This window comes from Mycobacterium sp. MFM001, assembly GCF_003402475.1.
In the GTDB taxonomy this organism is placed as follows: Bacteria; Actinomycetota; Actinomycetes; order Mycobacteriales; family Mycobacteriaceae; genus Mycobacterium.
In genome coordinates, this window is the sequence record NZ_BFAB01000001.1 from 533,960 (window position 1) to 560,352 (window position 26,393).

Here is a 26,393-nt window from a genome sequence, read left to right on the forward strand (position 1 = left end):
CAGCATGTCGATTGTCGCGGCTCGCAAGCGGTTCGACCAGGCGATCGCATTGCTTGACAGTGACCAAGCGGAAGCTCAGATGTGGTTTCGGGAGGCGACTCAGCTTGATCCGTCGATGGCCGACGCGTGGCTGGGCCGGATCGCCACCGGCGACGAAACGTTGTCGACGCTGCAGGAACTCCACGCGTGCAGCGCTCGGTTGCACCGGGAAACCAACCGGCTCGGTCTCGAATTGGCGGCGCCGATCAAGGCCGGGCCGTATCTTTCGATTTCGGTGACCGACCCGCCACATGTCGGTCTTGCTCTGGCAAGCGCGCTCGTCGACGACAAGCAATACGCGAAAGCAGCCGCACTACTGGATGATTCATCGTTACTGGACGGATGGGAAAACCACCAATGGCACCAGCACGTCCGCGCGTATCTGATGTTCGCCGCGCAGCGGTGGCCCGACGTCATATCGGTCGCAGCAGCTAACTTGCCGCCGCAGGCCGTCATCATGACGGCCGTCAGCGCGGCAACCAATACACTGGCTGCTTACGCGGCAGCACATCTGGGACAGGCGCGAGTCGCCATCGACTGGACGAATCGCACTGAGCTGCGGCCGGACGAGTTCCCGCTGATCGCCGCAGATTTGGCGTATGTGCGTGGAATGGCCCACCGCCAGCTCGCCGACGAAAACGATGCGCGGAAATGGCTGTCCAAGGCGACCATCAACGGCGCGCTGATCGATTCGGCCAAGCATGCGCTGGCGGACCCTGCGTTGCAACTCGTGGTCACCGACGAGGAAACAATCGAGACCCGTACCGACAAATGGGACGTGGCCACCGAGCGGTCCGATCAGCAGCGCCACGAACAGGAGAACAAAGAGCGGCGTGAGGCAATGCTGGCCGAGGGTCGCGCATTGCTCGACAACCAGGTCGGGTTGACCGATGTCAAACGGGCAGTGGCCGAGCTCGAGGACCAAATCCAGGTGCGGGCCTTGCGGTTGGCGGCCGGTCTGCCGGTGGCCAACCAGACGAACCATGTTCTGCTGGTTGGCCCACCGGGGACAGGCAAAACCACCACCGCGGAGGCGCTGGGCAAGATCTATGCGGGGTTGGGCATCGTGGCGCATCCCGAGATCATCGAAGTGAAGCGAGCCGACTTCTGCGGCGAATACATCGGCGCGTCAGGCCCTAAGACCAACGAGTTGATCGACCGTTCCCTGGGCCGAATCCTTTTCATGGACGAGTTCTATTCCCTGGTGGAGCGTCATCAGGACGGCCGACCGGACATGATCGGGATGGAGGCGGTCAACCAGTTGCTCGTCGCGCTGGAGGCGCACCGGTTCGACTTCTGTTTCATCGGTGCGGGTTACGAGCAGGAGGTCGACGAGTTCCTCACCGTTAACCCGGGTTTGGCGGGCCGGTTCAACCGCAAGCTGCGGTTCGAGTCCTATACGCCCGATGAACTCGTCGACATCGCGGTGCGCTACGGCGCTCCGCGCGCCACCGTTATGGAACCCGCTGCCCGTGACGCCTTCAACGTCGCATGCACGACGCTGCAGGCCTACCGGGCGCCCGACGGAAGCCATGGCATCGACGTCATGCACAACGGCCGGTTCGCCCGCAATGTGATCGAACGGGCCGAACGACTGCGTGATTCACGAGTTGCCGCCCAGTACCGCGCCGACAGCGGCTCGGTGACGGTCGCAGACCTGGAAACGCTCCGCGCGCAGGACGTCACCGCGGCAGTGATCGAGGCATGTGCCGACAAGCATGTGGTGCTCTAGGGGCGCCGAGTGTGTGGGTTATGACTGCGAAAACGCGAAATCGCGTGCATAACCCCCACACTCGACGTCGGATTACACGGGGTCGAAGCGAAATACCGTCATCCGGTCGGCGAGTGCCTCGAATTCGTCGGGCGTGCCGTCGCGCACCAGCCCGGAGCGCTTCGCGAACCCGACACCGACCGGAACTTCCGTCGCGAATGCGCGCAGCACCCCCGAGGCCGGCTAGCGGACGCGACGTTCCCGCGCGCTCTCCGGCTCCGTCGCGAAAAACCCCGCGATTGCCGCAGCGATCTCCAAGAAGCTGCGCCGCGTCGCGGGAGCCATCTCGTGGCTGACGTCGATCACGCCGCCGGGCCGCAGGTGCGGGTCGAAGGGCACCTCGACCACCATCTGACCGCGGTCGAGGAACTGGCGGGCCAGCACTGAACGGGTGCGCTTGTCGGCGTGCCCGTCGGAGTCGTTGAGGACCACGATGCTGCGTCGCAGCAGAGTGGTCCGGCCGTGCGCCGACAGCCATTCCATGGTCTGCGCGGCGGCAGAGGCCCCATCGGCCCACGGCGAGGACACCACGATCAGCGCATCCAGGTCGCTCAGCGCCTCCTGCGTAACCGGCGCGTCCATCGTCGAACCGCAGTCCACGATCGAGATCGTGAAGTGCCGGTCCAGCCGCAGCGTGGCTTCGCGGTAGATCGCCGGATCGAGCACCCGCCGCGGTCCTGCCGGCGGCTCACCGGCCAGCACGTACAGACCGGCGGAGTTGCTGCCCACCCGGGCACTGACATCGGCGAAAGACTGAATGTTCTTGTCGGCGGTCAATTCCCAGTACGAGCCGCTGGATTGGGGGTCGATTCTGCTGCCGAGCCGGCCGAAGGCGGTATCCGCGTCGATCGCCACGATGCGGTCCTGGCGGCGCAGCTCGGCGAAGATCGAGCCGACGCTCGCGGCGACCGTGGTCTTGCCGACGCCGCCCTTGCCGAGCACGCCGACTTTGTAGTTGCCGTGCAGCACCGACTTGATGACCGCTTCGAACTCGGCCTCCCGGCGTTCCTGCGGCGACGGGCCGAGGTTGATCAGGCCGCGGGAGGCCTTCCACAGCATGCGTCGCCAGCCGCGGCCGGGGACCGGCCGGCGCGGCGGTGCGGCAGGCGGCGGCCCGACCTCGATGCCAGACCACCGATCCGGCTCGGGCATAAGTGCCGGTCGCCCGGGCGCGGGGTGCGGCGGCTGAAACGGCTGATACGGGCGAAGCGGCTGGGGCGGCTGGGGCATCACGCGGGGGGCTCGGGCCGGTGGGTGCGACGGGTGCGCCAAGGGTGCCTCGGGCGGCGCGGGCCGCAGACGGTCCCGCAAAAAATCGTCGCGATCGCTCATGAGCTCCCTAGCTCCATCCGGCAATTGCAGGCATGGAATCAGTATCAGTCACCGGCCAGCGTGAAAAGCCCCGGCGCCGCTGCGCCGACGTTGTGCAAACTCGCCGTCGGCGCAGCTCGCCGGTGGGTATCTGCGGTGGAGACCCCGGAGCAGCCGCCGCGACAGCAGCACTGCCACGAGTTATTGGTGAGTTTCGTCACCGGCCGGCCGGCCGCCTGCGACCTGGCCGGTTAAGTCACGATCAGGCCAGCGGCGATCACAGCAAATTAAACCGGCACGGTCGGTGCAAATACTCAGCGGCGCAATCGGACCCGGCAAAATTCGCTAGGGGCGATGGCGGCGTTGGCGCAGCATGCCCAACCGGCGGGTTACTATTGACCAAGTTGGCATGTCAGGCGGGTTTTGTCATATCGTTTTACGACTTGTCGAGACCGGGTAAACAGGGCCACCGTTCAGCGCTGCACGGACGTTCCCCTGTCCGGATCATCGCCACGTGGCGACCAGCATATCGACAAGACCGAAGGGGCCAGCCCGCATCCTGAAGGGCGCGGCGCCGACGGAGCCGCAAATGAATGCCGCGCAGAAAGTTTTCTGGAAGGTCAGGTGGGAATGGCGCCCAACCGCGTCGGGCTGTACAACCCCGCGTTCGAGCATGACTCGTGCGGGGTGGCCATGGTCGTCGACATGCATGGCCGCCGCAGCCGCGACATCGTGGACAAGGCGATCACCGCGTTGCTCAACCTCGAGCACCGCGGCGCCGCCGGTGCCGAGCCGCACAGCGGTGACGGGGCGGGCATCCTGATCCAGGTTCCCGACGAGTTCCTGCGCGCGATTGTCGACTTCGAGCTGCCACCAGCCGGCAGCTACGCCACCGGCATCGCGTTTTTGCCGCAGTCGTCCAAGGACGCCGCCGCGGCCTGCGCAGCCGTCGAGAAGATCGTGCAGTCGGAGGGTCTGGAGGTGCTCGGCTGGCGCGACGTGCCCACCGACGACTCGTCGCTGGGCGCACTGTCCCGCGACGCGATGCCTACCTTCCGTCAGCTGTTCATCGCCGGCGCCTCGGGCATGACCCTGGAGCGGCGCGCCTACGTGATCCGCAAGCGCGCCGAACACGAGCTGGGCACCAAAGGCCCCGGGCAGGACGGCCCCGGTCGTGAAACCGTTTATTTCCCAAGCCTTTCCGGTCAGACCTTTGTCTACAAGGGCATGCTGACCACCCCGCAGCTCAAGGCCTTCTACCTCGACCTGCAAGACGAGCGGCTGTCCAGCGCGCTGGGCATCGTGCACTCGCGGTTCTCCACCAACACCTTCCCGTCGTGGCCGCTGGCCCATCCGTTCCGCCGGATCGCCCACAACGGCGAGATCAACACCGTCACCGGCAACGAGAACTGGATGCGCGCCCGGGAGGCGCTGATCCGCACCGACGTGTTCGGCTCTTACGACGACGTCGACAAGCTGTTCCCGATCTGCACTCCGGGGGCCTCGGACACCGCGCGCTTCGACGAGGTGCTCGAACTGCTGCACCTCGGCGGTCGCAGCCTCGCGCACGCGGTGCTGATGATGATCCCCGAGGCGTGGGAGCGCCACGAGTCGATGGACCCGGCACGGCGGGCGTTCTACGCCTACCACTCGTCGCTGATGGAGCCGTGGGACGGCCCGGCGTCGATGACGTTCACCGACGGCACCATCGTGGGCGCGGTGCTGGACCGCAACGGCCTACGGCCATCGCGGATTTGGGTGACCGACGACGGCTTGGTCGTGATGGCCTCGGAGGCCGGGGTGCTCGACCTCGACCCGTCGAAGGTGGTGCGCCGGATGCGGCTGCAGCCCGGCCGGATGTTCCTGGTGGACACCGCGCAGGGCCGCATCGTCGACGACGAGGAGATCAAGGCCGAGCTGGCCGCCGAGCATCCGTATCAGGAATGGTTGGAGCGCGGTCTGATTCCGCTCGACGAGTTGCCACAAGGTAATTACGTGCGGATGCCGCACCACCGGGTTGTGTTGCGGCAGTTGGCTTTCGGTTACACCTACGAGGAGCTCAACCTGCTGGTGGCGCCGATGGTCCGCACCGGCGCCGAGCCGATCGGGTCGATGGGCACCGACACCCCGGTCGCGGTGCTGTCGTCGCGGCCGCGGATGCTGTTCGACTACTTCCACCAGTTGTTCGCGCAGGTGACCAACCCGCCGCTGGACGCCATCCGGGAAGAAGTGGTGACCAGCCTGCACGGCACGCTCGGGCCGGAGGGCGACCTGCTCAACCCGGACGAGAACTCCTGTCACCAGATCGTGTTGCCGCAGCCGATCCTGCGCAACCACGAGCTGGCCAAGCTGATCAACCTGGACCCCGACGTCGAGATCAATGGGCGCCGGCATGGCTTGCGGTCCAAGGTGATTCGCTGCCTGTACCCGGTTGCCGACGGCGGCGCAGGTCTGAAGGAAGCGCTTGACGAGGTGCGCGCACAGACGTCGGCGGCAATCGCCGACGGCGCGCGGATCATCATCTTGAGCGATCGCGAGTCCGACGAGACGATGGCGCCGATCCCGTCGCTGCTGGCCGTCTCTGCGGTGCATCACCACCTGGTGCGGGAACGCAGCCGCACCAAGGTTGGGCTGGTCGTCGAGTCCGGCGACGCCCGCGAGGTGCACCACATGGCCATGCTGGTTGGCTTCGGCGCGGCGGCCATCAACCCGTACATGGTGTTCGAATCGATCGCCGACATGCTCGACCGCGGCGTGATCACCGGGATCGACCGCGAGAAGGCGCTGCAGAACTACATCAAGGCCGCCGGCAAGGGCGTGCTGAAAGTGATGTCCAAGATGGGCATTTCGACGCTGGCGTCCTACACCGGCGCGCAACTGTTCCAGGCGGTGGGTGTCTCCGAAGACTTGCTCGACGAGTACTTCACCGGATTGACCTGCCCCACCGGCGGCATCACGCTCGACGACATCGCCACCGACGTCGCCGCTCGCCACGCGCTGGCGTTCCTGGACCGGCCCAACGAGCGGGCGCACCGCGAACTCGAGGTGGGCGGGGAATACCAGTGGCGCCGCGAGGGCGAGTACCACCTGTTCAACCCGGACACGGTGTTCAAGCTGCAGCACTCCACCCGCACCGGGCAGTACAAGATCTTCAAGGAATACACGAAGCTGGTCGACGACCAGAGCGAGCGGATGGCGTCGCTGCGCGGGCTGCTGAAGTTCCGCCAGGGGTTGCGCCCACCGGTCCCGCTGGACGAGGTGGAGCCGGCCAGCGAGATCGTCAAACGCTTTGCGACCGGCGCGATGAGCTACGGCTCGATCTCCGCTGAAGCGCATGAGACGCTGGCCATCGCGATGAACCGGTTGGGCGGCCGCTCCAACTGTGGTGAGGGCGGCGAGCACGTCAGCCGTTACGAGCGCGACCCCAACGGCGACTGGCGCCGCAGCGCGATCAAGCAGGTTGCCTCGGCCCGGTTCGGGGTGACGTCGCACTACCTGACCAACTGCACCGACATCCAGATCAAGATGGCCCAGGGCGCGAAACCCGGTGAGGGCGGCCAGCTTCCGGGCGGCAAGGTGTACCCGTGGATCGCCGAGGTGCGTCACTCCACCCCCGGGGTCGGTCTGATCTCGCCGCCGCCGCACCATGACATCTACTCGATCGAGGACCTGGCGCAGCTGATCCACGACCTGAAGAACGCCAACCCGGCGGCGCGGATCCACGTCAAGCTGGTCTCCGAGAACGGTGTCGGCACCGTGGCGGCCGGTGTTTCCAAAGCGCACGCCGACGTGGTGCTGATCTCCGGGCACGACGGCGGGACCGGCGCCACGCCGCTGACGTCGATGAAACACGCCGGCGCGCCATGGGAGCTTGGGCTGGCCGAGACCCAGCAGACGCTGCTGCTCAACGGGTTACGCGACCGGATCGTGGTTCAGGTCGACGGTCAGCTCAAGACCGGCCGCGACGTGATGATCGCCGCGCTGCTGGGTGCCGAGGAGTTCGGCTTTGCCACCGCGCCGCTGGTGGTGTCCGGCTGCATCATGATGCGGGTCTGCCACTTGGACACCTGCCCGGTCGGGGTGGCCACCCAGAATCCGGTGCTGCGGCAGCGGTTCACCGGCAAGCCGGAGTTCGTCGAGAACTTCTTCCTGTTCATCGCCGAAGAAGTGCGGGAATACATGGCGCAGCTCGGATTCCGCACGCTCAACGAGGCCGTCGGCCAGGTCGGTTCGCTGGACACCACGCTGGCGCGTGCGCATTGGAAGGCGCACAAGCTTGACCTGACGCCGGTGCTGCACGAGCCGGAATCGGCCTTCATGAACCAGGACCTGTACTGCAGCTCCAGCCAGGACCACGGCCTGGACAAGGCGCTGGACCAGCAGCTGATCGTGATGAGCCGCGAGGCGTTAGACGCCGGTTCACCCGTGCGTTTTTCTACTACGATCGCCAACGTCAACCGCACGGTCGGCACCATGCTCGGTCACGAGGTGACTAAAGCCTATGGCGGCCAAGGCCTCCCGGACGGCACCATCGACATCACGTTCGACGGGTCTGCCGGCAACAGCTTCGGCGCATTCGTGCCCAAGGGCATCACGCTGCGGGTGTACGGGGACGCCAACGACTACGTCGGCAAGGGCCTGTCCGGCGGCCGGATCGTGGTGCGCCCCTCCGACGATGCCCCGGCGAGCTATGTCGCCGAGGACAACATCATCGGCGGCAACGTGATCCTGTTCGGCGCCACCAGCGGTCAGGCGTTCCTGCGGGGAGTGGTCGGCGAACGTTTCGCCGTACGCAACTCGGGCGCCCACGCGGTGGTCGAGGGCGTGGGTGATCACGGCTGCGAGTACATGACCGGAGGCAAGGTCGTGATCCTCGGCCGCACCGGGCGCAACTTCGCGGCCGGGATGTCCGGCGGGGTGGCCTATGTGTACGACCCCGACACCGTGTTCCCTGAACACCTCAACACCGAGATGGTGGAGTTGGAGAGTCTCGACGAAGACGACCTGGAGTGGCTGCACGATATGATCCAGGCCCACGTCGACAACACCGATTCCACTGTCGGTCAGCGCATTCTGGCCGACTGGTCGACGCAGCAACGGTGCTTTGTCAAGGTGATGCCCCGCGACTACAAGCAGGTTCTCAAGGCGATTGCCGAGGCCGAGCGCAGCGGCACCGATGTCGACGAGGCGATCATGGCGGCAGCGCATGGCTGATCCGAAGGGCTTTCTGAAATACACCCACCGCGAGACGCCGAAACGTCGACCGGTGGAACTGCGGCTTCGTGACTGGAACGAGGTCTACGAAGACTTTCCGCACGAGACGTTGCAGCAGCAGGCGACCCGCTGCATGGACTGCGGAATTCCGTTCTGCCACAACGGTTGTCCGCTGGGCAACCTGATCCCGGAATGGAATGACCTGACCCGCACCGGTCGGTGGCGCGACGCGATAGAACGGCTGCACGCCACCAACAACTTTCCCGACTTCACCGGTCGGCTTTGTCCCGCCCCGTGCGAATCGTCGTGCGTGCTGGGCATCAACCAGGATCCGGTGACCATCAAGCAGATCGAGCTGGAGATCATCGACAACGCCTTCGACGAGGGCTGGGTAGTGCCGTTGCCACCGGATCGGTTGACCGGCAAGACGGTTGCGGTGGTGGGATCTGGCCCGGCCGGTCTGGCTGCCGCACAGCAACTCACTCGGGCCGGGCATGCCGTGACCGTGTTCGAGCGTGCTGACCGGATCGGTGGGCTGCTGCGTTACGGCATTCCCGAGTTCAAGATGGAAAAGCGCCATCTGAATCGCCGGCTGGACCAGATGCGGGCCGAGGGCACCGAGTTCCGCGCCGGGGTCAACGTCGGCGTCGACATCACCGCCGAGCAACTGCGTGCCGACTTCGACGCGGTGGTGCTGGCCGGCGGTGCGACCGCCTGGCGTGATCTGCCCATCCCGGGCCGCGAGCTCGACGGCATCCACCAGGCGATGGAATTCCTGCCCTGGGCCAACCGGGTGCAGGAAGGCGACGACGTGCTCGGCCCGGACGGCGAGCCGCCGATCACCGCCAAGGGCAAGAAAGTCGTCATCATCGGCGGCGGCGACACCGGTGCCGACTGTCTGGGAACCGTGCACCGTCAGGGCGCCGCCAGCGTGCACCAGTTCGAGATCATGCCGCGCCCGCCGGAGACCCGCGCCCCGTCGACGCCGTGGCCGATGTATGAGCTGATGTTCCGGGTGTCGTCGGCGCACGAAGAAGGCGGCGAGCGGGTGTTCTCGGTCAACACCGAGGAATTCGTCGGCCGCGACGGTCACGTCACCGCGCTCAAGGTGCATGAGGTGACCATGACCGACGGCAAGTTCGTCAAGGTCGAGGGCAGCGACTTCGAAATCGAAGCCGACCTGGTTTTGCTGGCGATGGGTTTTGTCGGGCCCGAGAAGTCCGGGCTGCTCACGGATCTCGGGGTCGAGTTCACTGAACGCGGCAACGTCGCGCGCGGCGATGACTACGAGACCTCCGTGCCGGGCGTCTACGTCGCCGGCGACATGGGGCGGGGCCAGTCGCTGATCGTGTGGGCGATTGCCGAGGGCCGCGCCGCGGCGGCGGCCGTGGACCGCTTCCTGATGGGCCAGACCGCGCTGCCGGCGCCGATCAAACCCACTGCGGCACCACAACGCTAGTCACTTCTGACTCAGCCGAAACATTTGATAAATTGCTCGGCGAGTCGTACTCTGTTTGCCAGACGTTAGGTGTCTAATAACCCGATATGGGCGCCACCGAGCGTGGCGCCTCGGTTTGGTTGACCGACCGCAGGAGTGATCACTGTGCATATCAACCCAGTGCCCCGGTCGCGGGTGGGGCGAATCGCCTGGTCATGGTTTCGGCACCCGGTTAAGAGCCGTGAATTCCCCGCCCGCCACGAACGTCTGGTGACCGCCGAAGAGCTCCTGCGGTTCGGCGTTTGATGGTCTCTCCTTAGTCGATCCAACGGCTCCGCAGGTTTGCTCTACTTAATCAAGCTGTTATCTGGCGTCGTCCGCCCTGTGACCGGGCTCACGTGGTCAACCCCGAATCGCGGATCGCCTCGGCCAGCGGTTCGAGCACGGCGGGGTCGTGCGGCGGAGTGATGTAGACGATCCCCAGATCCAGCCCCTCGGCGGCCAGCGCGGCGGCGTCGTCGACGACCTTCCGGTAATTGCGGTCCGGGTCCAGGCGCAGGTGTGCCGACAGCATGATTTCTTTCGGGTCGCGCCCGATGTCGGCGCAATGTGACGCGAGCACGTCGCGCTTGCGCGCGAACTCCTCGGGCGGGCCGCCGACGAAATTCCAGTGCTGGGCGTAGCGGGCGGTGATCCGCAGCGTGCGCTTCTCGCCGCTGCCGCCGATGCAGATCGGCGGGTGCGGGCGCTGCGGACCTTTGGGTTCGTTGCGGGCGGCTTTGAGCTGGTAGTACTTGCCTTGAAAATCGGTGCAGTCGGTGGTCAAAAGGCTGGTCAGCACCTCACAGGCCTCTTCGAACCTGTCGAAGCGTTCCTTGAGACTGCCCAGTTCGATGCCATAGGCGCCGGACTCCTCCTCGTTCCAGCCGGCGCCGATGCCCAGCTCCAGCCGGCCGTCGGAAATGATGTCGAGCGCGGCGGCCATGTTGGCCAGCACCGCGGGATGGCGGTAGTGGATGCCGGTGACCAGCGTGCCCAGCCGCAGCCGGGAGGTGGCCTGGGCGAGCGCGGTCAGCGTGGTCCAGCCCTCCAGGCAGGAGCCGGTGGAATCGCTGAAGATCGGGTAGAAGTGGTCGAAGGTCCAGCCGGACTCGTAGACGTCGATGTCGTCGGCCGCTTTCCAGACGGCCAACATCTGTGCCCAGGTGGTGTCTTGCGGTGAGGTCTTGAAGGCGAATCGCATTGTCTGAGCCTAGCCAGGCATCGAACTTGCCGCGCGCCCAACTAGACTCGGCCGGACCATGTGCTGCGACCTCGGTATCGACACCCGCATCACCTTGTTGGCGGCCGGACTGATCTTTCTGCTCGCGCTGGTTTTGGGGGTCTGGAAGTACCGGCAGATCATGGCGTCCGACGATCACCGGGCACATCCCTACGTCGACATCGCACATCGCGCGGCCCTGTTGTACTCGTTTGCCACCCTGCTGGCGGCAGTTTTCGTTGAGCTGAGCGCCTGGCCGAACTGGGTGAACCTGGTCGCGGCGATGGTGCTGGTGTTCTTCTTCGTCGGCGCGATCCTGAGCTACATCGTGCACGGGGCGCGACGGGATACCACCAACCAGTTCGAGCATGCCGATCGCGGATTGGTCGTGTCGATGGCCTTCTTGATCATCGGCGAGATCGGCGGCTTCGGCGTGCTGCTGGCCGGGTTCGTCGCCGGACAGCTCCTGACATAGCGGCACACTGGTGTCATGGATCCGGTAGCCGCGCTGCGAGAGATCGCCTACTACAAAGACCGGGCGCGCGAGGACCCGCGGCGTGTGATGGCCTACCGCAACGCCGCTGACATCGTCGAGGGCCTGAGTGAGGCCGAGCGGGAGCGTCACGGTCAAGCCAACAGCTGGCAGTCGCTACCGGGCATCGGACCGAAAACTGCGAAGGTGATCGACCAAGCCTGGTCGGGCCGCGAACCCGACTATCTCGTCGAATTACGCTCTGCCGCAGAGGATCTCGGCGGCGGTGATATCCGGGCGGCACTGCGCGGCGATCTGCATCTGCACTCGAACTGGTCGGACGGCTCGGCGCCAATCGACGAGATGATGGCCACCGCCTCGGCGCTGGGCCACGAGTACTGCGCGCTGACCGACCACTCGCCGCGGCTGACCATCGCCAACGGGCTGTCGCCGGAACGGCTTCGCCAGCAGCTCGACGTGATCGACGGCCTCCGTGAGCAGTTCGCGCCGATGCGCATCCTCACCGGGATCGAAGTCGACATCCTCGAGGACGGCGGCCTGGACCAGGAACCCGAACTGCTGGAACGTCTCGACATCGTCGTCGCCAGCGTGCATTCCAAGCTGTCGATGGATTCGGAGTCGATGACGCGCCGGATGGTGCGAGCAGTCAGCAACGAACACACCGACGTGCTGGGCCACTGCACCGGCCGGCTGGTCGCGGGCAATCGCGGCATCCGGCCGGAGTCCAAGTTCGACGCCGAAGCGGTCTTCACCGCCTGCCGAGATCACGGGACGGCGGTGGAGATTAACTCGCGGCCCGAGCGGCGTGATCCGCCGAGCCGCCTGCTGAACTTGGCGCTCGAACTCGGCTGCGAGTTCAGCATCGACACCGACGCACACGCCCCGGGCCAGCTCGACTTCCTCGGCTACGGTGCGCAGCGGGCCGTGGACGCCGGCGTTCCCGTCGACCGGATCGTCAACACCTGGCCGGTCGACGAGCTGCTGGCGTGGACGGGCTCAGTCCGGTAGGTGCGGCATCTCCAGGCCGGGATTGCGGCCAACCAGGACACCACGCGTCAGCGCGGCCTTGCCGTAGCGGTCACGCACCCGGTCGACCGCCGCGTCGATGGCCGGTGGCTGAGGGTCGGTGAACGGCAGCAGTAACTGCTCGGCGCCACTGCGGTCGATCTCCGCGACCGCGAACCCGACCAGGGTCAGTCCGCGCTCGGCGATCAGCGGCGCCGCCGACGCGACCAGCCGCCGTGCGGCGGCCAGGATGATCGCTGTCGACGACGTGGCCCACGGCAAGGTGTGTGACCGGCTGGCCCGGGTGAAGTCGTCGAACCGCAACCGCAACACTACCGTTCGGCCGGTGCGGCCGGCCTTGCGCATCCGGCCGGTGATCCGGTCGATCAGCGTGATGACGACGGCGTCGATCTCGGCCGCCGACATGCTGCTGCCGGCCCGGCCCAACGCCCGCTGGGCGCCGATCGATCGCCGGCGCACGGCGGTGCTCACGCGGCGGCGGTCGAGATTGCGGGACAGCGCATACAGCTGGTGACCCATCGCCCTGCCGACCAGCGCGCCCAGCATCGACTCGCTGAGCTCGGCGACGTCGGCGACGGTCTCGATGCCGTGGGCGCGCAGCTTCTCCGCGGTTACCGCGCCCACGCCCCACAACCGGCGCACCGGCAGCGGATGCAGGAAGGCGGGCTCGCGTTCGGGCGGCACCAGCAGCAACCCGTCGGGTTTGGCTTCGCGGCTGGCGACCTTCGCCAAGAACTTCGTCCGGGCGATGCCGACCGTGATCGGCAGCCCCACCCGCTCGCGCACGTCGTCGCGCAGCCGGGCCGCGATCTGGACCGGGGATCCCGAAACCCGGTGCAGCCCAGACACATCCAGAAACGCTTCGTCCACCGAGATCGGCTCCACCAGTGGAGTGGTGTCGCGGAAGACGTCGAACACCGCGTCGCTGGCCCGCATGTAGGCGCTCATCCGCGGCGGCACCACTACGGCGTGCGGACACAGCCGCCGCGCCTGTCCGCCGCCCATCGCGGTGCGCACACCGTAGGCCTTGGCCTCATAGCTGGCGGCCAGCACCACCCCGCCGCCGACGATGACCGGTCGGCCTCGCAGCGCGGGGTCGTCGCGCTGTTCGACGGACGCGTAGAAGGAGTCCAGGTCCGCATGCAGGATCGAGGCATCCGATCGCACGAACATATGTTCGCATGCGGAGGCGACAAATCAGCTGGGTTCGCCGCAGAGTGGCCGGCGGATCGGCAATCTGCTGGCCGCGACGGCGCCCGTAAAGGCACACGAGGATTGCATCGATCAGCCTGGCGCTACCAGAGATGCGAGTTCGGTTCCGTCGTCAGACAACTGCACGAGAGTGGTGTCGACTCGCCACACATCATGAAACGACCCGATCGGCGACCTGAGAGTCCAGAGAGCATCGCAGGTGGCGAGGTCATACGCTTCCACGACACGCCCGACGTTGGGGTTGCCATAACTTGCCACCGCCACGGCACCGTCGGTGCCGATGTAGTACGCGTGACCCAAATGGTAGTCACAAGCCTTTCCCGTTGCGCCAGTCCGCAGATTGTATTGTTGCCACCCCGGGCCGCCAGCGCTTCCGGCGGCTGCGACGAAAAGCGTCGTTCCGATCAGTCGAGCTTCGACGGGTTTCTCGCCGGACACTTCCAAAAGCTTGACGCCGTCAGGGGTGAATACCGCCCAGTGGTTGTGAAGCATCTCTACGAGCGGCAGGTCCGGCGCATGCGTATTGAGTTCGCCATCAATGCTTTTTGGGCTCATCCGCTTGCCGGTTTCATTGAAGAACTGGACCCGCCGCTCATGCTTTTCACGGACCGCGATGTCCGCGGCAAAGCCGCCCGGGTAGATAACGGTCGTCTGCTGCTCGGAGTTATCCGTCAACTCCGGTCGGATGACCGCGCCATCGCGCAGTGAAAAAACGACCTCCCCGTCAGATCCGCGGCCGCGCGTAGTCTGGCTGGCGAGCAGCAAGTTTTCAGTGTCCCGCGGGGAAGCATACCGTTGATCCACGTGGCCATTACCGGGCACGAACCAGGTGGTCTCAGCATGTGGCCCCACGCCATAGACACCTTGGCCTTCTGTTGAGGCGACGGTATAAGTGCCCACTTGGTAGACGTTAAGTCTCGGTGGAGTTGTTCGAAGATCGGTCGGACCGGTGTATGACACTCGGCCGCTCCGGGCGTCGACCACCCATGCGGTGATGTTCTTTATGTCTTTCCTGAGGCATAACACATTAGTTGGACCGTTGAGAAAGCACTTAGGTGCTCGCATCTCGGCCGATAACCGCACCGCAGGAAAAAGGCTGCGACCGTCGCGCACGTTGATACCGACCAGCCACCATTGCGGGTCAGGTGCTCCCGGACTGCTGGCCACGAAATAAGCATCCTTACCGAGGTTCCCGACGAACGGGTTCGATTCGAACGCGTCATCGTTGGTGGCGATCATGCTCCGGCCCGCGACATCAGGTGCCGACGCGGGCAGACCAAGGTCGGTGATACGCGTTCGCCAGCCCGGGATGGGCGGCACGCGCATCGAAGCCTCCAAAAAAGTCTGTGCCGGTGGTTGCCAAGCCGAGCGGGCGGCGGTGTCCTCGGCGCGCTTTCGCCACATGATCGTAAGCGTGCCCGCGACAATCACGATGGTGGTGATGGCGAGCGCCGTCACGACTATCGGCCATCGTCGACGCCGAGTCGGTGCCGGTGGGGATCCGGTATTCCAAGTCATAGTGAGAAGTTTCGCAGGAGGACGATCGGACGACGGCGCTCAGTTCGCTCGATGGCCGTGGTCCGCGTCGTAGTGCGCAGCGAAGAGCCTGGCCTGTTCGGCGTACACCGTGTCTGGGGACGGCAGGTGCAGTTCGTGCTCGAGAAAGCTGCGCATCGAGACTTCGTCGCGGCCCAGCTGGCGCCCAAAATGGGCGATCACCGCATGTAGTCCGGCCTGAGCTTGCTGGCGGGCAAGTATCGAGATGGCCGTGATCTCTTTGCCGAGTTCAGCTTCCGTCATTTCGGTCACTTGCGGTGATAGCTCGACCCTCACGACAGTACCGTCCATCATGGCCGTAGCCGACACCGTTCCGGCGGGATTAGTGGCGGTGAACAGGAAGGTCAGCTCCTGTTCGTCTCTTCCATACGACGATGCTGCATCCCACGGGTCATCGATGTCATCGTCGGCCTGCCTGGGAGGAAGATACGCGTCGAACGCATCGAGGGCGGACTCGTCGCCAACGCAACCTTCCTCGCTATCGTCCTCCCAAGGCGCGTCAAACGGGCGATTATCAGTCACGGCTCGTGTCCAGGAGTCTTCACATGTTTCGATCGAGCATCTTGCCCGCCATGTAATCGGTGCTGTTGTAGTTGTAAGCGGCCGTGGTGAGCTTCTCCGCCAACTCGGCCGATGCTTTGAACAAGGCGGCTCCCGCAGCTTTGCGACCCGTCTCAGCAGCCGAAAAGACCGCGCTGGTAGGTGCGCACACCAAGCCATGAGTCGTGAGGACCCGGGAAGCAGTGTCGCCGCCAGTCATTCGATTCGCGCCGGTGATCTTGGCTGCTGCGGTGTGCTGTCTTGCAGCGAGCTCGTTGATGTGGTCGGTGAGAACTCGAAGGTTCTCCTGCTGGTCTGTCATAGATTCCCTGTCCTGAGGCGGTTCATTCCTATGGGCGGGGCGCCGGCGTTGCCGGCGAACCATAGGGCGTAGCAGGTGGGTAGTTCACGGGGGGTCCTTCCGGTATGGGGACCTCGTATGGTCGATTCGGATCGGTACGCGAGGGACGGCCGCCGTCGCTAATGTCGTCTTTCTGTGGAACAAACACACTGCCAGGCTCAGCACTATCGCCTGGGCTTCCTGACGTGTCCTCGCGCGCTTTCTCGTATGCGTTGAGTTGTGAGCGCATGCGTAGCGCGTTCTCGGCCACGTTCTTGGTCAAGATCATCATGGTGGTGTTGGTAGTCGCCAGCGCCGTGGCCGCAGCAGCGGAATCCAAGGCGAACTTTGCGACCCTGAGTGGAGGAAATGCGTTCATCCATGCGGTCGACAAGCCGTAGTCGTAGAGTTTCTGTGACGCGTCGTCCAAGGTCTCTCGGGTTCGGCTTACCTGGCCTCCCTCGGTACCGAGGATCGCGGCCACTTGTTCGTCGGCGGCTTGTACGTTCGAGGTGTTGCGCCGGTGGACGTCGTTGGTTTTCTCGTACGCCTCTGACGCTTTTCCGTCCCACCTGTCCGCGTGTGGGTTGGCGTTGATAAGAGTTTCGACGGCCCCGTTCAAGTTCTTGGCCGACTCCTTGTAGCCCTTTCCGTCTTCTGGTTCACCAGACCCTGTCAGCGCTCTCTCGCCCTCAATCATCAGCTGTGCCGCGGCCAGAACCTCCGAGTCCGACAGCATGCCGAATGGGCTCTTCGCATAAAGGCTCGGCACCGGTCCGAGGTTCACACCGAGGCCCTCCAAGCCCTGGAGAACATCGCCTACATCGCCAAACAGGCTCCGGGTGTTCGTGACGGCGCCATGAACGTTGCCGGTGACGACATCGTGCACTAATCCGCCAGCATCCTTGACGCCGCTCCGTAGGCCGTTGAGAACCTTGAACGGATCCGGGAAAAAGCTCACGTGTTACTCCTGCCGTCGCGAAAAGCGTATCAATGCGCCAGGGCGGCTAACCGCACCAAATCAGCCGCTGAGCTGCCTCCGCGCAACGACGCGGGCACCCGGGACCAGCCTTGAGGTGGCTATTGTCAGCCGTGTGACGGGATTTGAAGGACCCATTTGGCGGCCTAGCAGCCGGGAGGCATATCCATTTAGCGGAAACGTACTCGTTCTGAAGTCGATTCCGTCACGAATGGATACCCGACTCGCCTGCCGGATCGAGAACGGCGAAGGACAGCCGGTCGGCATTGTTCAGACGGTGAGCACCGGCGGTTGGCAGCAGGTAGCCCAGTTCTTCGGAGCGGGGACGCTGGCCTCTTGGGAGTTTGAGATCCTTCGTGCGGACGGAGTGCCATACCTTCGCGTCAGTCGCCCTCTTCCAAGTGGATGGCGGCAATGGCCGCAGCGCTTCGAGGTACGCGACTCCAGCGGCCGGCATATCGGGAGCCTCGTGCAAAACGACAGCTGGCGATCGTTTAATCGAACTTTCGACTTGGAAGCTGCGCAGACGGTAATCGGCCACACAACATTCGACTACCAACGGATCGATGGCGCCCGCGGGGAGATTGCCGCACAGACTGTGACGATCCACGACAGCACCGGTCGAAGTGTCGCGCGGATTGCCCAGAGGCGGACTACTGCGTTCCTCTTCGGCAACGAGTTCTATGACTACACACTGACATTCGACTACGCGCCGCCCGAGCCGATGGGGACCCTATGCTTTGCCGTGACCCTCGCTGAGTACTTCTACCGTCGAACTGAGCACGGCGGCACCCTGCGGGGGTTTCCAGGAGTGTATTCCCCTTAGGCTCAGTCGGCTTGGCCGTAGATGCTGGTGACCCAGACGTGGACCAGCGTTTCGAGCAGCTGCTCGTCGGGCACCGACGGACGCTCGTGAGCGAACGACGTCAGCATCACCTTCTCGTTGAGCAGGTTGAGCGCCGCGGACAAATCCTGGGCCGGCAGCGTCACCGGCGCCGCGCCGCGGGAGCGTTCGGCTTCGATGACCACGGCGATATGGTCGACCCACTTCTGCATGAACTTCGACCACAGGTCGCCGATGTCTTTGTTGGTTCGTGCGGCGTCGGCGGCCAGCGACACCGCTCGATGCGACCCGAATGTCTCGACGAAGAGATTGATGCCGGTGCGCCACAACGTCTTGATGTCGGCCGGCGGGTTGGCGACCATACCCTCCAGCGCCGAATCGGCCTCGACAATCACACGCTCGAACAGCGTGAGCAGAACGGCGTCTTTCGACGGGAAATAGAAGTAGAACGTCGGGCGGGACAAGCCCGCGCCTTTGGCCAGGTCATCCACCGAGATCTCGCCCAGCGGACGCTCCGCCAGCAATCGTTCGGCGGTAGCCAGGATCGCGAGCTCGCGGTCGTCACCCGAGGGCCGGGTCGAACGCCGTCCGCGTGGTGCGCGCGCCGGGCTGGTGGTGGTCATACCTGCCACTTTACACGCCGTTGAGTAATTCGACAGTGTGTTGACTTAATCAACACCGTGTTGATACCGTCGGTTACATGACCGAACACCTTGACGTTGTCATCGTGGGCGCCGGCATCTCCGGCATCAGCGCGGCCTGGCACTTGCAGGACCGCTGCCCGACCAAGAGCTACGCGATCCTCGAACGCCGCGACGACCTCGGCGGCACCTGGGACCTGTTCAAGTACCCGGGCATCCGCTCCGACTCCGACATGTTCACCCTCGGCTTCCGGTTCAAGCCTTGGCGCTCGGCCCAGTCGATCGCCGACGGCGCCTCGATCAAGAGCTACATCAAGGAGGCCGCAGCGGAGAACGGTATTGACCGGCACATCCGCTACCGGCAGAAGGTAGTGGGGGCCGACTGGTCGGATGCCGAGAACCGCTGGACGCTGACCGTGGAACACGACGGCCAGCAGAGCACGATCAGCTGCTCGTTTCTGTTCTGCTGCAGCGGCTACTACAACTACGACGAGGGCTACTCGCCGAAGTTCGAAGGCGCCGACGACTTCGAGGGCACGATCGTGCACCCGCAGCACTGGCCGGAGGGTCTGGACTACGCGGGCAAGAAGGTCGTCGTGATCGGATCGGGCGCGACGGCGGTGACTCTCATTCCGGCACTGGTGAATTCGGGCGCCGGGCATGTGACCATGCTGCAGCGCTCACCGACCTACATCGGCTCGCTGCCGGCGGTCGACCCGTTCGCCGAGCGGGCCAACCGGCTGCTGCCGGCCAAGGCCGCGCACTTTGCCAACCGCTGGAAGGCGATCGCGTTCAGCACCGGGCAGTACCAGTTTTCGCGGCGGTTCCCGAACTCCATGCGCAAGACGCTGCTGACGATGGCCAAGCGTCGACTGCCCGAGGGCTACGACGTCGAGAAGCACTTCGGCCCGCGGTACAAGCCGTGGGACCAGCGGCTGTGCCTGGCGCCCAACGGCGATCTGTTCCGTACCATCCGGAAAGGCCAGGCCGACGTCGTCACCGACACCATCGACCGCTTCACCAAAAAGGGGATCAAGCTCAGCTCCGGCGTGGAGTTGGAAGCCGACATCATCGTCACCGCAACGGGTTTGAACCTGCAGCTGTTCGGCGGCGCGCAAATGCGGCGCAACGGTGTGCCGGTCGAGCTCAACGACACCATGGCCTACAAGGGCATGATGCTGACCGGCATGCCGAACATGGCGTTCACGATCGGCTACACCAATGCGTCCTGGACGCTCAAGGCCGACCTGGTGTCGGAGTTCGTCTGCCGGGTGCTCAACTACATGGATGCCCGCGGATTCGACACCGTGGTGCCGCAGCACCCCGGCGACTCAGTCGACGAACGCCCGCTGATGGACTTCACGCCCGGCTATGTGTTGCGGGCATTGGACTATCTGCCTAAGGCGGGGTCGCGCACTCCGTGGCGGCTCAAGCAGAACTACCTGCTGGACCTGCGGCTGATTCGGCGCGGCCGTGTCGACGACGAGGCGCTGAGCTTCAGCAAGCAGCAGGTGGCGGTCGCGGCTTAGGCCGCAGCGACGACGACGATGCCATCGTCGTCGCTGTAGGCGACGTCACCGGGCGCGAAGGTGACCCCGCCCAGCTCGACGGGGACATCCCGCTCGCCGGCGCCGGTCTTGCTGCTCTTCCGCGGATTGGTGCCCAGCGCCTTGATGCCGATGTCGATGCCGCGCAGCGTCGCCGAGTCGCGCACCGCGCCATGGACCACCAGCCCGGCCCACCCGTTGGAGCGCGCGAGCTCGGCGATGACGTCACCGACCAGCGCCGAGTGCAGCGAGCCCGCGCCGTCGATCACCAACACCCCGCCGTCGCCGGGCTCGGAGAGCACCGACTTCAACAGCGCGTTGTCCTCGAAGCAGCGCACGGTGCTGATCGGCCCGGCGAATTGCGCGCGGGCGCCGAACTGGCGGAATTGGACGTCACAGCTGCGGACGTCGGGCCCGATGTCGTCGACCAGGTCGGCGGTGGGCCGGAAAGTCACCGGCACGTCAGCTGCCGCGCCGACGTAGCTGGCGCACCAGCAGCAACGCCAGCAGACCGACCGCAATGGCCACCGCGAACGGCAGCGGCGAGCGACCGGCGGCCGAGAGTGCCGGCGCTGCGGCCACCGGGTTGTTGGCCGAGGCTACGGCTGACTTCGCCTGTGCGGCAGCCTCTTTGGCGCCAGCGGCGAGTTGGCCGTTGGTCTCGATCCGCGGCTGCTCGACCGGCTTGACGGCGGCCGGCTCGGCTTTCTTGGCGGGGGCCTTCTTCGCAGGCGCTTTCTTGGCGGGCGCCTTTTTGGCCGGTGATTTCTTGGCCGGCGGCTGCTGGGCCTTCTTCGCAGGCGCCTTTTTGGCGGGCGTCTTCTTGGCCGCCTTCTCGGGTGGCTTGTCCGCTGCTTTGTCCGCGGGGGCCGGCTCGGGCGGCGGCGGTGGTGCCTTGTCGGCGGGAGGTGCGGGCGGCGACGGCGGGGTAGGGCCCGCGCCCGGCGCGTCTTCTGGTGCGTTGTCCGGTTGATCCTGCGGGTCTGCCATGCGGCCGCTCCTTTGCAGTTCCTCGTCGCGTACACCGGTCGACACCAACGGTCGAACCCCATCATGCCAGGGGCTAGGACCGGTGCCGCACCGCCCACAGCGCGGCGCCGGCCACCAGCACCACCGCACCCAGCGCGAATGGCCACGCTGGGATGCCGCGGTCCGTGTCGTCCTCGGGCCGTGCAGCCGGGCCGGGCCTTCCGGTGCCCGCAACGCTGAGCCGAAACGACCAGGAACCCGTCACGACGTGGCCGTCTGCCGAGGTCACCCGGTAGTTCACCGTGTAGTCGCCGGCCGGGCCCAGCGGCCGCAGCGCGACGCTGACGACGGCGCCCTGCACCTGCGCGTCCCCGGACGACCACAGGTTGCCGTCCGGCCCGACGACCGTCATGGCCGCGAACGTGGTCTGCAGCCGCTCGTTGAACGTGGCGCTGACCCGCGCCGGGCCGGCGCTCAGGACGGCGTTCTCGGCCGGGTCGGCCGCCACCCGGGTGGCGTGAGCGGCGGCAGGTCCGGCGGTCAGCGTGACGACGGCGGCCAGCGCCGCCAGCAACACGCTCAGCGCAGCGGCGCGCGCCGCGCCGCTCATGTCCTTCGCCGGATCAGCGTCAGCGCGACGCCGAGGGCAGCGACCAGCAGCGCCGCGCCGCCCAGGAGCCGGGCCGTGTTGTCGGGCGTCGCCTTGTGCTGACCGGTCTGCGGCACTGCCTCGGTCAGCGGGCCGGGATGCGCGGGGTGGTGGTGTTGCGGTGACGCGGCCGGTCCCGCCGTCAGGGTCAGCCGGGGCGCCGGGTGCTCCGGCTCGCCGCCGCCGGGCATTGGCGGCTGGTCCCACTTGACCACCGACCCGTCCGCGTAGGTCTGGGTGGCGGGGAAGCTGACGGTGTCCGCGTCGGGCAGCTGTACCGATATCCGGAACAGCGCAAATTGATCCGCCGGGATACCGCCGCCCTGTGCGGCCGTCCATGTGACCGAGTGCACGGTGCCCGATGCGGTGTCCCGGTCGAGGCTGGCCGTCCAGCCCGGCATGGTCTCGGTGCTGGCCGACCCCACGTCCGGCAGTGCAACAGCGAGCGCGGTGGTCGCCGCGCCCGTCGGCGACTCGTTGGGTACCGAGAACGTGACGATGGCATGACCGCCGCGGACCGGGTTTTCGCTACTGGCATGCACATGCGCCGACGCCGGCGCGATGCCGAGCGTGGAGCCGCAGTAGAGCACGGCCGCTGCGGCGGCTGCGATCAGCGGGCGCGACGGCACGGTCAGGCCAGCCCGAGCCGGGCCATCAAGTCGGCCTCGACCTCGTCGAGCTGTTTGGAGATCGCGGCGTGCGCGGCCCGCCGCCGCTGGGCGGGCATGTTCTCGGCGGCGGTGATGGCCGCGGACAGGTCGGCGAGCCGATCGGACATGGCCGCCGCGAACTGCTTGGTCTCGGCGTCTTTGGGCTTTTTCTCCTGCACCGTCCGCAGCGATTGTTCGGCTCCGGCGATGCGGGCCGACAACCGCGCGCCGTGTCCGGAGAACTGACCGATCTGTGCCAGCGGAACGCCGAGTTGGTCGGCGCGGCGTTGGTCCATCAGCCCGCGGGCGGCGATCGCGGCCCGGTACACGAGGGGCACGACGATCGGTGCGAGCAGCCGTGAGATCGTCAGCACTCGGCGAATCCTGCTGGGGGACAACAGCTTGCCCTCCCGCGCCGCCTTGAGCTCGGCCTCGGCGACCTTGAGCGCGGACCGGTCACTGTCGCGCTGCGCCTTCAGCTGCGCCTTGAGCGCCTTGGTCTCGGCGCGCTGTGCGGCCTTGAACTTGCGCGCCTCGTTCTTGGCGGCCAGTTTGGCCTCCAGCTTGGCGCGGGCCTTGATCGCACGGGCCTCGGCACGACGCATTGCGCGGCTTTTTCGCTTGCGGAACAGGCCCATTCCCGGCCGCCTCCCCGGTTTCTCGTCGGCTGTCGCGATCCGTGATCGCTGGGCCAACCCTAACCGGAACGGGGCGTCGCTACGTCGTCAGGTCGGGACAGCTAGGCGTCGAGATGCTCTTTGCGGCGCAGCTCCTCGACGCGCTGCACGATGTCTTGTTGCGCCTCGGAGGATAATCCACTGGCGCCCAACGCAATTCGACGAACGTTCTCGTCGCGCATCGTGGCCAGCCAGGAAAGCTCCTTGTCGAGCTTTTCGTAATACTCGTCGTCGGTGAAGTAAGCCGGCTTGATGCGGAAGAAGTTCGCCAGGGCCGCCATGGTCGCCGCCGACGGATTGGTGCGGTTGCCTGAGCGCAGTTGTGACAGGTAGGGAGCAGACATCGTGATGCCCTCCGCCTTGAGCGCCGCGATCACCTCAGCGGACGTGTGCGGTCCTCGTCCGGGTGGGTACACCGTGTCGAACAGGCGGTTCAGGCGCGCAGCGAACGTCGTGCTCATCGATATGACCTCCACCAGGGTTGGTAGGACGAATGATTCTAGGCACGTATTTGCTGATCATGGTAGCGACACTTGTCGGATGAACCAAGTGCAAACCTGAGCCGAATTGACGCCGGGGGTCTGAGCCGCGGTCGGTAAGGCGCGGCGCGCGCGTTGTACAGCGGATTCTCATGTTGCACCAAGCGAATTGTGACGCGTCGCGTTGTTGTCGCAGCGGCCGGACGGGCGCGACAGCATTGTCGGGCGAACAGAGCTCGCGCCGGGCAACACGTCGGCTACGACGACGCGTCGAAAAGCAGCTTTGCTGTCGGAGGCGGCAACGCCGCTCAGGCGACGTCCGGGGAGGCCTCCGGGACGGGCGCGACAGCCGACCGGGAGCGCACGAAACGCACCGTCGCGACGATCGCCGCGACCAGTATCGTCGCCGCGGTCACCCCGATGGCCGCCCACCGCCAGCCCAGTGCGCCGTCGAACAGCAACCACATTCCGAAGACCAGGAACAGCAGGCTGGCCAATACGTGTAGCAGCCCTTCGGGCAGCCGCCGGTGTAGCAGGATCCCCGCCCCGATCGCCAGCCCGTCGGCGACGATCATCGCGACCGTGGTGCCGATCCACACGCCGGCCCAGTCGTGGTCGGCCGCCAGCGCGACGGTGGCCAGTGTGGTCTTGTCGCCGAGTTCTGCCAGCAGAAACGACGAGACCACGGCGAGCAGCGCGAATCGGGGCTCCCGGACTGGGCGCACACCGTCGTCGCCGCTGCTGGTGCCCTCGCGCCAGGTCCACACCGCGAAAACGAAGAACGCGATGGCCGCCGCGAAGGCCATCGGTTGGGCGGGCAGCGTCAACCCGAGGAAATGCCCGATGGCCACCGAAACACCATGTGCCACGCAGGCCGCGATGCCCACCCCGGTCAACACCACCCACCAGCGGTAGCGCAGTGCGTAGGTCATGGTGATGAGTTGAGAGCGGTCGCCGAGCTCGGCGAGGAAAACCACTCCGAAGCTCAGGAGTGCGGCTGCGAGCATGTGTGGCGACCTTTCGACGCGTCGTCGACGGAGCCACGCTCCGCCGAACATCGGGTCGAAGGTCTCGCCCACCGACCGATCGGCCGGTTCGCCAGCCGGGCTGTTCGCCAGTATGTCGACTCGACGATTGCGGGCTACTCCCCTTCGCTAATTGCCCAGGCTAGCGGTCGTCATCGATCGGCACCAGCGCGCGGGGCGAGTTCGGGTAGCCGTATTTCTCGATTCGCCAAGTGGCGGTTTGCGATTCGACCCACTGACAACCGAGACGTCGGAATGCGTTATGCGGCAAGCAGCATCGCCAGAATCGCCGTGTCGGGATGGCTGATGGGGTCGACGCCGACGCGGCTCACCATCGAGGTGACGGTCCCGTCGGCTTCGGCTTCCACCCACGCCGCCCGGTGTTCCAGTCCCAGATACGGCAAGCCGGGCAACAACACGCAACCCGACGCCGCCCCCGTGCATTCCGGCAACGAGGGCATGGTCTCCGACGGCGGATGCAACATCAACAGCGCCGGCGGTTGACGATCTGCGAAATAGCCTGGCTGGATTGCCGATTCGCCGACGACGGGTCCTTCTGCCAACACTAGGCCGACCGTGCCCGGCGGTGCCGGCGACTCCGGCAACTCCTCGCGAGCACCGAATACCGTTGTGGTGGAAAGCAATCCGGGCAGCGACGCGACCCTGACGGCAACCATCAGCAGCTGCGCCCACTCCTTCGTCGAATCAGGCCAGCGGCCGAAGATCACGAAGCCCTTCAGGACGCCGTGTGAATGGAACGGGGCGACCTCGACGGCCCTGCCTGACCCAGTTTCCATATGGCCCTCCGCGATACCTCATTCGCAACACCCCGGTGGGTCGATGAGCACAGCATGCGCTTGGCGATGAATACCCGCAAGCGGACACGGCCAACCGCGGCTGACCGACGCAAAAGGGGCGCCGCGCGAACTGCGCGACGCCCCCTGCCGAAGCCTGCCGGATCAGCCGAAAACCAGCCCCTTGGTCTTCGAGGTCGCGGCCTCGTAACGCGACTGCACGTCGGCCCAGTTGACGACGTTCCAGAACGCCTTGACGTAGTCCGCCTTGACGTTCTTGTACTGCAGGTAGAAGGCGTGCTCCCACATGTCGACCTGCAGCAGCGGAATGATGCCCAGCGGGACGTTGGCCTGCTGGTCGTAGAGCTGGAACGTCAGCAGCTTGTCGCCGAGGCTGTCGTAGCCGAGCACCGCCCAGCCCGACCCCTGCAACCCGTTGGCTGCGGCGCTGAACTGAGCCCGGAACTTGTCGAACGAGCCGAACGCGTCGTCGATGGCCGCGGCAAGCTCACCGGTCGGCTTGTCACCGCCGTTCGGCGACAGGTTCTTCCACCAGATCGAGTGGTTGACGTGACCGCCGAGGTGGAAAGCCAGGTTCTTCTCGTTCAAGAAGATCGCGGAGTGGTCGTCCTTCTCGCGTGCTTCCGCGAGTTTGGCCAGCGCATCGTTGGCACCCTTGACGTACGTGGCGTGATGTTTGCTGTGGTGAATTTCGTTGATCTGACCAGAGATGTGCGGCTCCAGCGCGCCGTAGTCCCAGTCCAAATCGGGCAAGGTGTAGTCAGCCACTCCGCTTCCTTCCTTCGATGATCGTTGCTGATCTGCTTCTGACGCTCACTCACAAGGTTTCCACCGGGCAATCAAGCCCAACATGATCAACCCTGCTCCATGACTGCGCGCACCGCAACAACGGGTGCACCCCAGTGCATACCCCGCG

24 protein-coding genes and 1 pseudogene are annotated in these 26,393 nt (G+C 65.8%); 7 read left to right on the forward strand and 18 right to left on the reverse strand.

Going from position 1 to position 26,393, the window contains the following annotated elements:
- The first annotated feature begins 4 nt into the window (after positions 1-4).
- Positions 5-1,771 (forward strand): type VII secretion AAA-ATPase EccA, encoded by a 1,767-nt coding sequence (gene eccA / locus MFM001_RS02600; protein WP_116373215.1) that lies wholly within the window; start codon positions 5-7, stop codon positions 1,769-1,771.
- Positions 1,772-1,843: 72 nt separating this feature from the next.
- On the opposite strand, the pseudogene MFM001_RS02605 reads toward eccA, so the two are convergent.
- A pseudogene (locus tag MFM001_RS02605) lies at positions 1,844-2,094 on the reverse strand (deazaflavin-dependent nitroreductase); the annotation flags it as partial.
- Positions 1,994-3,142 (reverse strand): ATPase, encoded by a 1,149-nt coding sequence (locus tag MFM001_RS02610; protein WP_116373217.1) that lies wholly within the window; start codon positions 3,140-3,142, stop codon positions 1,994-1,996. The gene MFM001_RS02610 and the pseudogene MFM001_RS02605, both read right to left, overlap by 101 nt.
- Before the next feature lie 609 nt (positions 3,143-3,751).
- Here MFM001_RS02610 and gltB point away from each other — a divergent pair.
- Both gltB and MFM001_RS02620 read left to right on the forward strand, forming a co-directional pair.
- Positions 3,752-8,335 carry a glutamate synthase large subunit gene (gene gltB / locus MFM001_RS02615; RefSeq protein ID WP_116373218.1) on the forward strand — a complete coding sequence of 1,528 codons (4,584 nt, stop codon included), beginning with the start codon at positions 3,752-3,754 and terminating at the stop codon, positions 8,333-8,335.
- Positions 8,328-9,794: a glutamate synthase subunit beta gene (locus tag MFM001_RS02620; RefSeq protein ID WP_116373219.1), complete on the forward strand. Its 1,467-nt coding sequence runs from the start codon at positions 8,328-8,330 to the stop codon at positions 9,792-9,794. Before gltB ends, MFM001_RS02620 begins: the two co-directional genes overlap by 8 nt.
- Positions 9,795-10,167: 373 nt before the next feature.
- Here the strand turns inward: MFM001_RS02620 and MFM001_RS02625 are convergent, their stop codons facing one another.
- The gene (locus MFM001_RS02625; RefSeq protein ID WP_116373221.1) at positions 10,168-11,016 is read right to left on the reverse strand and encodes an LLM class F420-dependent oxidoreductase; all 849 of its coding nucleotides are present in this window, start codon (positions 11,014-11,016) and stop codon (positions 10,168-10,170) included.
- Positions 11,017-11,074: 58 nt separating this feature from the next.
- Between MFM001_RS02625 and MFM001_RS02630 the strand changes: the two genes are divergently transcribed.
- Together MFM001_RS02630 and MFM001_RS02635 are read left to right on the forward strand one after the other, a co-directional pair.
- Entirely contained in the window at positions 11,075-11,509 is a 435-nt protein-coding gene (locus MFM001_RS02630; protein WP_116373223.1) for a hypothetical protein, read from the forward strand.
- Positions 11,510-11,524: 15 nt separating this feature from the next.
- Positions 11,525-12,535: a PHP domain-containing protein gene (locus MFM001_RS02635; protein WP_116373225.1), complete on the forward strand. Its 1,011-nt coding sequence runs from the start codon at positions 11,525-11,527 to the stop codon at positions 12,533-12,535.
- Here MFM001_RS02635 and dinB read toward each other — a convergent pair.
- The 5 genes from dinB to MFM001_RS02660 all read right to left on the reverse strand — a co-directional run bounded on the left by dinB (position 12,524) and on the right by MFM001_RS02660 (position 17,163).
- The gene (gene dinB / locus MFM001_RS02640) at positions 12,524-13,726 is read right to left on the reverse strand and encodes a DNA polymerase IV (RefSeq protein ID WP_116373227.1); all 1,203 of its coding nucleotides are present in this window, start codon (positions 13,724-13,726) and stop codon (positions 12,524-12,526) included. The genes MFM001_RS02635 and dinB overlap by 12 nt on opposite strands.
- Before the next feature lie 111 nt (positions 13,727-13,837).
- Positions 13,838-15,223, reverse strand: coding sequence for a hypothetical protein (locus MFM001_RS02645; protein WP_116373229.1), 1,386 nt, complete (start codon positions 15,221-15,223; stop codon positions 13,838-13,840).
- Positions 15,224-15,322: 99 nt separating this feature from the next.
- Positions 15,323-15,844, reverse strand: coding sequence for a hypothetical protein (locus MFM001_RS24725; protein ID WP_238158865.1), 522 nt, complete (start codon positions 15,842-15,844; stop codon positions 15,323-15,325).
- Positions 15,845-15,863: 19 nt separating this feature from the next.
- Positions 15,864-16,184, reverse strand: a complete 321-nt coding sequence (locus MFM001_RS02655) for an ESX-1 secretion-associated protein (protein WP_116373231.1) — start codon at positions 16,182-16,184, stop codon at positions 15,864-15,866.
- Between the two features lie 28 nt (positions 16,185-16,212).
- Complete coding sequence (locus tag MFM001_RS02660) at positions 16,213-17,163, reverse strand: EspA/EspE family type VII secretion system effector (RefSeq protein WP_116373233.1); 951 nt, start codon at positions 17,161-17,163, stop codon at positions 16,213-16,215.
- Positions 17,164-17,392: 229 nt separating this feature from the next.
- Here MFM001_RS02660 and MFM001_RS02665 point away from each other — a divergent pair, with 229 nt between their 5' ends.
- Positions 17,393-18,007, forward strand: a complete 615-nt coding sequence (locus MFM001_RS02665) for a hypothetical protein (RefSeq protein ID WP_116373235.1) — start codon at positions 17,393-17,395, stop codon at positions 18,005-18,007.
- 2 nt (positions 18,008-18,009) lie between these two features.
- Here the strand turns inward: MFM001_RS02665 and MFM001_RS02670 are convergent, their stop codons facing one another.
- Positions 18,010-18,648 carry a TetR/AcrR family transcriptional regulator gene (locus tag MFM001_RS02670; protein WP_116373237.1) on the reverse strand — a complete coding sequence of 213 codons (639 nt, stop codon included), beginning with the start codon at positions 18,646-18,648 and terminating at the stop codon, positions 18,010-18,012.
- A 77-nt stretch (positions 18,649-18,725) separates the two neighbouring features.
- Between MFM001_RS02670 and MFM001_RS02675 the strand changes: the two genes are divergently transcribed.
- Positions 18,726-20,195: an NAD(P)/FAD-dependent oxidoreductase gene (locus tag MFM001_RS02675; RefSeq protein WP_116373239.1), complete on the forward strand. Its 1,470-nt coding sequence runs from the start codon at positions 18,726-18,728 to the stop codon at positions 20,193-20,195.
- On the opposite strand, the gene rraA is transcribed toward MFM001_RS02675, so the two are convergent.
- The 9 genes from rraA to MFM001_RS02720 all read right to left on the reverse strand — a co-directional run bounded on the left by rraA (position 20,192) and on the right by MFM001_RS02720 (position 26,245).
- Positions 20,192-20,674 carry a ribonuclease E activity regulator RraA gene (gene rraA, locus MFM001_RS02680; RefSeq protein WP_116373241.1) on the reverse strand — a complete coding sequence of 161 codons (483 nt, stop codon included), beginning with the start codon at positions 20,672-20,674 and terminating at the stop codon, positions 20,192-20,194. The two genes, MFM001_RS02675 and rraA, sit on opposite strands and share 4 nt — an antisense overlap.
- A gap of 1 nt (position 20,675) precedes the next feature.
- Entirely contained in the window at positions 20,676-21,203 is a 528-nt protein-coding gene (locus MFM001_RS02685; protein WP_116373606.1) for a nucleoid-structuring protein H-NS, read from the reverse strand.
- A 73-nt stretch (positions 21,204-21,276) separates the two neighbouring features.
- Positions 21,277-21,792: a copper resistance CopC family protein gene (locus MFM001_RS02690; RefSeq protein ID WP_116373243.1), complete on the reverse strand. Its 516-nt coding sequence runs from the start codon at positions 21,790-21,792 to the stop codon at positions 21,277-21,279.
- Positions 21,789-22,460: a YcnI family protein gene (locus MFM001_RS02695; protein WP_371685068.1), complete on the reverse strand. Its 672-nt coding sequence runs from the start codon at positions 22,458-22,460 to the stop codon at positions 21,789-21,791. Before MFM001_RS02695 ends, MFM001_RS02690 begins: the two co-directional genes overlap by 4 nt.
- Positions 22,461-22,462: 2 nt before the next feature.
- A complete protein-coding gene (locus tag MFM001_RS02700; RefSeq protein WP_116373247.1) occupies positions 22,463-23,119 on the reverse strand; it encodes a DUF6474 family protein in 657 nt (218 codons plus the stop codon).
- A gap of 101 nt (positions 23,120-23,220) precedes the next feature.
- On the reverse strand, positions 23,221-23,619 hold the full coding sequence (locus MFM001_RS02705) for a helix-turn-helix transcriptional regulator (protein ID WP_116373249.1): 399 nt from the start codon (positions 23,617-23,619) through the stop codon (positions 23,221-23,223).
- A 326-nt stretch (positions 23,620-23,945) separates the two neighbouring features.
- On the reverse strand, positions 23,946-24,644 hold the full coding sequence (locus MFM001_RS02710; protein ID WP_116373251.1) for a TMEM165/GDT1 family protein: 699 nt from the start codon (positions 24,642-24,644) through the stop codon (positions 23,946-23,948).
- 278 nt (positions 24,645-24,922) lie between these two features.
- Positions 24,923-25,459: a peptidase gene (locus MFM001_RS02715; protein WP_116373253.1), complete on the reverse strand. Its 537-nt coding sequence runs from the start codon at positions 25,457-25,459 to the stop codon at positions 24,923-24,925.
- A gap of 162 nt (positions 25,460-25,621) precedes the next feature.
- A complete protein-coding gene (locus tag MFM001_RS02720; RefSeq protein ID WP_116373255.1) occupies positions 25,622-26,245 on the reverse strand; it encodes a superoxide dismutase in 624 nt (207 codons plus the stop codon).
- Positions 26,246-26,393: the final 148 nt, after the last annotated feature.

Bases quoted from the DNA above. Each gene is read 5' to 3' on its own strand.
- eccA (WP_116373215.1), top strand. From the start codon at position 5: ATGTCGATTGTCGCGGCTCGCAAGCGGTTCGACCAGGCGATCGCATTG.
- MFM001_RS02610 (WP_116373217.1), bottom strand. From the start codon at position 3,142: ATGAGCGATCGCGACGATTTTTTGCGGGACCGTCTGCGGCCCGCGCCG.
- gltB (WP_116373218.1), top strand. From the start codon at position 3,752: ATGGCGCCCAACCGCGTCGGGCTGTACAACCCCGCGTTCGAGCATGAC.
- MFM001_RS02620 (WP_116373219.1), top strand. From the start codon at position 8,328: ATGGCTGATCCGAAGGGCTTTCTGAAATACACCCACCGCGAGACGCCG.
- MFM001_RS02625 (WP_116373221.1), bottom strand. From the start codon at position 11,016: ATGCGATTCGCCTTCAAGACCTCACCGCAAGACACCACCTGGGCACAG.
- MFM001_RS02630 (WP_116373223.1), top strand. From the start codon at position 11,075: ATGTGCTGCGACCTCGGTATCGACACCCGCATCACCTTGTTGGCGGCC.
- MFM001_RS02635 (WP_116373225.1), top strand. From the start codon at position 11,525: ATGGATCCGGTAGCCGCGCTGCGAGAGATCGCCTACTACAAAGACCGG.
- dinB (WP_116373227.1), bottom strand. From the start codon at position 13,726: ATGTTCGTGCGATCGGATGCCTCGATCCTGCATGCGGACCTGGACTCC.
- MFM001_RS02655 (WP_116373231.1), bottom strand. From the start codon at position 16,184: ATGACAGACCAGCAGGAGAACCTTCGAGTTCTCACCGACCACATCAAC.
- MFM001_RS02665 (WP_116373235.1), top strand. From the start codon at position 17,393: ATGGATACCCGACTCGCCTGCCGGATCGAGAACGGCGAAGGACAGCCG.
- MFM001_RS02670 (WP_116373237.1), bottom strand. From the start codon at position 18,648: ATGACCACCACCAGCCCGGCGCGCGCACCACGCGGACGGCGTTCGACC.
- MFM001_RS02675 (WP_116373239.1), top strand. From the start codon at position 18,726: ATGACCGAACACCTTGACGTTGTCATCGTGGGCGCCGGCATCTCCGGC.
- MFM001_RS02685 (WP_116373606.1), bottom strand. From the start codon at position 21,203: ATGGCAGACCCGCAGGATCAACCGGACAACGCACCAGAAGACGCGCCG.
- MFM001_RS02690 (WP_116373243.1), bottom strand. From the start codon at position 21,792: ATGAGCGGCGCGGCGCGCGCCGCTGCGCTGAGCGTGTTGCTGGCGGCG.
- MFM001_RS02700 (WP_116373247.1), bottom strand. From the start codon at position 23,119: ATGGGCCTGTTCCGCAAGCGAAAAAGCCGCGCAATGCGTCGTGCCGAG.
- MFM001_RS02705 (WP_116373249.1), bottom strand. From the start codon at position 23,619: ATGAGCACGACGTTCGCTGCGCGCCTGAACCGCCTGTTCGACACGGTG.
- MFM001_RS02710 (WP_116373251.1), bottom strand. From the start codon at position 24,644: ATGCTCGCAGCCGCACTCCTGAGCTTCGGAGTGGTTTTCCTCGCCGAG.
- MFM001_RS02715 (WP_116373253.1), bottom strand. From the start codon at position 25,459: ATGGAAACTGGGTCAGGCAGGGCCGTCGAGGTCGCCCCGTTCCATTCA.